This is a genomic window from Mycobacterium sp. (assembly GCF_035603715.1).
Taxonomy (GTDB): domain Bacteria; phylum Actinomycetota; class Actinomycetes; order Mycobacteriales; family Mycobacteriaceae; genus Mycobacterium.
Genome location: NZ_DATNJW010000270.1, coordinates 1 through 5,610, shown reverse-complemented (window position 1 = coordinate 5,610; position 5,610 = coordinate 1). Strand labels below are relative to the sequence as shown.

6 protein-coding genes are annotated in these 5,610 nt (G+C 68.0%); 4 read left to right on the top strand and 2 right to left on the bottom strand.

Annotation, left to right across the window (positions count from 1 at the left end):
- The coding region (locus VN856_RS11475) for an exonuclease domain-containing protein (protein WP_325689044.1) at nt 1-869 on the bottom strand (869 nt) is incomplete at its 3' end.
- Nucleotides 870-1,031: 162 nt separating this feature from the next.
- On the opposite strand from VN856_RS11475, the gene VN856_RS11470 reads away from it, so the two are divergent.
- The 4 genes from VN856_RS11470 to VN856_RS11455 all read left to right on the top strand — a co-directional run bounded on the left by VN856_RS11470 (nt 1,032) and on the right by VN856_RS11455 (nt 4,563).
- A complete protein-coding gene (locus VN856_RS11470; protein WP_325689042.1) occupies nt 1,032-1,283 on the top strand; it encodes a hypothetical protein in 252 nt (83 codons plus the stop codon).
- A 176-nt stretch (nt 1,284-1,459) separates the two neighbouring features.
- Nucleotides 1,460-2,530, top strand: coding sequence for a peptidoglycan hydrolase RipC (ripC, locus tag VN856_RS11465; protein WP_325689048.1), 1,071 nt, complete (start codon nt 1,460-1,462; stop codon nt 2,528-2,530).
- 160 nt (nt 2,531-2,690) lie between these two features.
- Nucleotides 2,691-3,383 carry a hypothetical protein gene (locus VN856_RS11460; protein ID WP_414686931.1) on the top strand — a complete coding sequence of 231 codons (693 nt, stop codon included), beginning with the start codon at nt 2,691-2,693 and terminating at the stop codon, nt 3,381-3,383.
- Nucleotides 3,384-3,426: 43 nt separating this feature from the next.
- Nucleotides 3,427-4,563: a glycosyltransferase family 4 protein gene (locus tag VN856_RS11455; protein WP_325689040.1), complete on the top strand. Its 1,137-nt coding sequence runs from the start codon at nt 3,427-3,429 to the stop codon at nt 4,561-4,563.
- Here VN856_RS11455 and VN856_RS11450 read toward each other — a convergent pair.
- Nucleotides 4,560-5,610, bottom strand: a 1,051-nt coding sequence (locus VN856_RS11450) for a long-chain fatty acid--CoA ligase (protein WP_325689037.1), incomplete at its 5' end; no start/stop codon positions are given. The genes VN856_RS11455 and VN856_RS11450 overlap by 4 nt on opposite strands.

Genomic DNA, 5,610 nt, shown 5'->3' with positions numbered 1-5,610 from the left:
GCGTGCGCGCATTCGACGTGCTCGACGGAGCCGGCCAACGTGACCATCTCTTTGATCCGGGTCCGCTGATCTGAGCCGTTGAAGTACTGACTTACCCTGCGCCGCAAGTTAATTGCGGTGCCGACGTAGAGCACCTCATTGGCCGGGCCGCGAAACAGGTACACCCCGGGCCGGCGCGGCAATCCCTCGGCGAACACTCGTTTGCGTCGCTGCGCCGGTGACACATCGGGCAGGTAGGACCGCAGCTCGGCATAGGTGTGCACGCCCTGGTTGCCGACCCGTTCGATGAGCGCGTGCAGCACCTCGACGGTGGCCCGGGCGTCGTCGAGTGCCCGGTGGGTGGGCTGGCTGGCGACGGCGAACAGCCGCGCCAGCGCGGCCAGCCGCACGCTCGGCGCCTCTTCGCGGCTGAGCACCCGCCGGGCCAGCTGGACCGTGCACAGCGTCTGCGGCCGCGACCATCGGATGCCGCATTGATCGGCGGCGGCCCGCAGGAACCCCATGTCGAACCTGGCGTTGTGGGCGACCATTACGGCACCGCGGGCGAACTCGAGAAACATCGGCAGCACCGCGGCTATGGTCGGCGCGTCGCAGACCATCGCGGTGGTGATGCCGGTCAGCTGCACGATCTGCGGCGGGATGCTGCGCTGCGGGTCGACCAGGGTGGCGAACTCGCCGAGCACCACGCCGCCGCGGACTTTGACCGCGCCGATCTCGGTGATCGCGTCAGCGACCTTCCCGTCGGCGGCTGTCATGCGACCGCCAGTGGTCTCCAGGTCGACAACGACGAAAGTGGTTTCGCGCAGCGATATTTCGGCAGCCCCGTCGAGATCGGGGAGGCTCAGCTGCTCGGCAGCGGGCGCGCCCATGGCGGGGACGTTAACCACTCACACCGACACGGCCCGGGTTTCACCCCGGCGCGTCGCGGCCAGAGGGCCACCCGCCGCCGAGGGGCGGAGAGCAAAAACTTGTCGGTGCCCGCAGATAGCGTCACGGCAAGACCGCTGAGCAAGACGGAGAGGACCAACCAGATGGCACATGACAGTGAGCCTGATTGGGCGGCGGCAACTCCGCCCGATTCGACAGAACCCGTGGTCATCGACTGCGACGACTGCGCTGTGCGCGGTCCCGGATGCCGTGACTGCGTGGTCAGCGTGATACTCGGGGTACCGGAAACTTTGCTGGAAGATGAGCGCGTCGCGTTGGAGGTACTCGCCGACGCGGGATTGGCACCCAGACTGCGTTTGGTACCCATTCACCGTCAGCGGCCCGGGGTCGCCTAACGGCGTTAGTCTGAAATCTTGCTGTTTTCTTAACAACTCAGAGTTGGACAAGCTCGACGCCGTTTCGTAACCTATCTGAGACCTAAAGCAGATTCGGCCGTTACGCCGGCGGGTTTTAAGGAAACAAACTTTTGCGGACAAAGCTAAACGGTGAACGTGTGTCTTTGCGCGTCGCTATGCGTTTTGCTGTCCTTGCGCTAGCCGGACTAGTTGCGCTGTCCGGAGTGGCAGCCAGCAATGTGCTGGCAGACCCGTCCAATGACGCGATGGCAAAGCTCAACGAGTTGTCCCGGCAGGCCGAGCAGACCACCGAAGCAATGCACAGCGCGCAGCTCGATCTCAACAACAAGCTGGCTGCGCAGCGGACCGCAGAGAAGAAACACAACGACGACCAGGCCGCCGCGGACGCCGCGAAAGCGCGACTGGCTACCTACCAGACCGACGTCGACAAGTTTGCGGCAGCCATGTACATGGGCGGCCGTACCGACGGCATGAACGCGATCATGACCGCCGAGTCACCGCAGCAGCTGATCGGCAAGCTGGCCGTGCAGCGGGTGATCTCCACGGCGATGCTCAGCCAGATGGCCACCTACCGCGCCACCCGCGAAGAGGCAGCCAAAGCCGAGAAGGAATCGGCGAAATCGGCCGCCGACGCCAAGACCGCCGCCGAGCAGGCGACCGCGGTGCGCGCGAGCTTGCAGTCCAAGCAGAGCCGGCTGCAGCTGCAGATCGGCATCGTCAAGTCGCAATACCTGGCGCTGAGCCCGCCGGAGCGCACCGCGTTGGCGGCGCCCGGGCCCGTCCCGCCGGCTGCCGTGGCCGCCGCGGCTCCACCACCTGAAGCACTGGCGCCGGGCGGTGGGCCGGGTGCTCCCGGACCAGGCGCCGGACCTGGCTCCGGCCAGGGTGCGATCGCCGTTCAGGCCGCGCTCACTCGCGTCGGTGACCCCTATTCGTGGGGTGGCGCCGCGCCGGGCGGATTCGACTGCTCGGGCCTGGTGATGTGGGCGTTCCAGCAGGCCGGCATCGCGCTGCCGCACTCCAGCCAGGCGCTGGCGCACGGCGGACAGCCGGTGTCGCTGTCCGATCTGCAGCCGGGTGACGTGCTGACGTTCTACTCCGACGCATCGCACGCCGGCCTCTATATCGGTGACGGCCTGATGATCCATTCCTCCACCTACGGCGTGCCGGTGCGGGTGGTGCCGATGAACTCCTCCGGCCCGATCTACGACGCCCGCCGCTACTAGGGGCGGACGCGGGCTGCTGGCCTGCGTATTAGCCGTCGAGCTGGTCCTCGGTGGCTTCGCAGCAATCAACGCCCAGCGACCAGCGGCGCAGCGATCCGGGCAACCATCCGCCGGCGTCAGCGCGCCGCGGCGGCTGGAAGTCGGTGACCGCACGCTGGTGATGACCAACCTCGACGGGCCGCAAGCACAAACCCTGCTGGCACGCGTCGCCGCGGAAATGGGTCATGCTGTCGACGCCGTGGAAGCCTTCTGGGGAACCGACTGGCCGCACGACGTCGACGTGGTGGCCACCGGCTCGCAGCGGCAATTCGAGGCGCGGGCCGGCGGCGGCCCCGCCGGGCAATGGGCCGACATCGCCGCCATCGCCGTCGCGGACCGCGTCGAACCCGCCCGGCGGATCGCGCTTGGTCAGCGGATAGTCTTCGCCCCGGGCGCCGCCGGGATGAGCGGGTCGGCGTTGCGAATCGTGTTGAGCCACGAGCTTTTTCACTATGCGGCACGCGCCGACACCGCCGTGGATGCACCCCGCTGGCTGACCGAGGGCGTGGCCGACTACGTCGCGCGGCCGCACACCCCGCTGCCCGACGTCGCACCGCTTCCCACCGCGCTGCCGTCCGACGCCGACCTGGCCGCCCCGGGGCCGCAGCGCTCGCAGGCCTACGACCGGGCCTGGCTGTTCGCGCTTTTCGTCGCCGACACCCGCGGAGCGCCGACGCTGCGGGCCCTGTACCGGGCCGCCTGCGGAGACGGGCACGCCGATCTGCCCGATGCTGTCCACGACGTGCTGGGCAACGACCCGGCCGGGATCCTCGCCGACTGGCAGCAGTGGCTGTCACGTCAGCCCACCCGCTGACCGTCGATTTCGACGCCCGGGGCCGTCAGGCTAGCCTTCGTAGGTGTCCCGGGTCCTGCTGGTAACCAACGACTTTCCGCCTCGGCGTGGCGGCATCCAGTCGTATCTGGTCGAGTTGGTGTCGCGGTTGGCCGCCACCGGCGAGCACACCCTGACGGTGTACGCGCCGCAGTGGAAGGACGCCGACGTCTTCGACGCGCAGACCGGCGGCTATCGCGTGGTGCGACACCCCGGGTCGCTGATGTTGCCCGTACCCACCGTCGACTACCGGATGCGCCGACTGATCGCCGAAGACGGCATCGACACCGTCTGGTTCGGCGCCGCGGCGCCGCTGGGCCTGCTGGCTCAGCGCGCCCGTCGAGCCGGGGCCAGCCGGGTGCTGGCGAGTACTCATGGTCACGAGGTGGGCTGGTCGATGGTTCCGGTGGCACGGTCGGTGCTGCGTCGCATCGGCGAGGACAGTGATGTCGTCACGTTCGTCAGCCGATACACCCGACGGCGTTTCGCGTCGGCGTTCGGACCGCAAGCGCGGTTGGAACACGTGCCGCCCGGCGTCGACACCGAGCGGTTCCGTCCCGATCCGGGCAGCCGCGCTGAGCTGCGCGCCCGCTACGGTCTGGGCCAGCGGCCCACGGTGCTATGCCTGTCCCGGCTGGTACCGCGCAAAGGCCAGGACATGTTGATCCGGGCACTGCCGGCGATCCGGCAGCGGGTGGATGGCGCCGCGCTGGTCATCGCCGGCGGGGGTCCGTATCTGGACACGCTGCGTGGGCTGGCCGAGCGCTTCGGCGTCAGCGATCACGTCACGTTCACCGGCGGTGTTCCGTCGGCGGACCTGCCCGCTTATCACGCGATGGCCGACGTGTTCGCCATGCCGTGCCGGACGCGTGGCGCCGGGCTGGATGTCGAAGGGCTGGGCATCGTCTTCCTGGAAGCTTCTGCCACCGGCGTGCCGGTGATCGCCGGAACCTCTGGTGGCGCACCGGAAACGGTGCGGCACAACCAGACTGGGGTCGTTGTCGACGGTCGTTCGGTGCAGCAGATCACCGACGCGGTCAGCGAGCTGCTGGCCGATCCGGATCGCGCCGCCGCGATGGGCGCCGCCGGCCGGGAGTGGGCAACCGCCCAGTGGCGGTGGGACGATCTGGCCGAGCGGCTGTCCGGCCTGCTCACCGGCTAGTCCTTGTGATAGATCGCTTCGATGTCGTCGGCGAACTTCTCGGCAACCACCTTGCGCTTCACCTTCATCGTCGGCGTCAGCTCGCCGGTGTCCTCGGTGAAGTCGACGGGCAGAATACGGAATTTACGAATCGACTCCGCATGCGACACAGACAGATTGGCCTGTTTGACAGCGCCGTCCACCTCGGCGAGCAGGTCGGGGTCGTTGGCGAGATCGCCCACCGTGGCGCCGGCCGACTTGCCGTTGCGTTGCTTCCAGCCTTCGAACGCCTCGGGATCGATGGTGATCAGCGCTCCAACGAACGGCTTGGCGTCGCCGACCACCATCGCCTGGCTGATCAGCGGGTGCGCCCGCAATTGGTCTTCCAAAACGGCTGGGGCGACGTTCTTTCCACCGGCGGTGACGATGATCTCCTTTTTGCGACCGGTGATTGTCAGAAATCCCTGTTCGTCGACCGCCCCCAGGTCGCCGGTCTTGAACCAGCCGTCCTGGAACGCCTCGCTGGTGGCCTGATCGTTGTGCCAATAGCCGGCGAACACCACACCGCCGCGCAGCAGCAATTCGCCGTCGTCGGCGATGCGGATACTGTTGCCCGGCAACAACTTTCCGACTGTGCCGACCTTCAGCGCATCGATCTGGTTGACGGTGATCGCCGCACTGGTCTCGGTCAGGCCGTAGCCCTCGTAGATGGTCACGCCCACGCCGCGGTAGAAGTGGCCCAGCCGCGCACCCAGCGGTGCCCCACCGGACACCGAGGCGCTGCAGTTGCCGCCCAGCGCAGAGCGCAGCTTGCCGTAGACCAACCGGTCGAACAGCGCATGCTTGGCGCGCAGCACCAGCCCCGGCCCGCCGCTGTCCTGGGCTCGGCTCCAGTCGACCGCGGTCTGCGCCGCCGCCTTGAAGATCGGCCCCTTGCCGTCGTTGGCGGCGTTCTGCTCGGCGGTGTTGTACACCTTCTCGAACACCCGCGGCACCGACACCACGACGGTCGGTTTGAACACCGCCAACATCGGCAGCAGGTTTTTGATGTCGCTGGTAAATCCGACG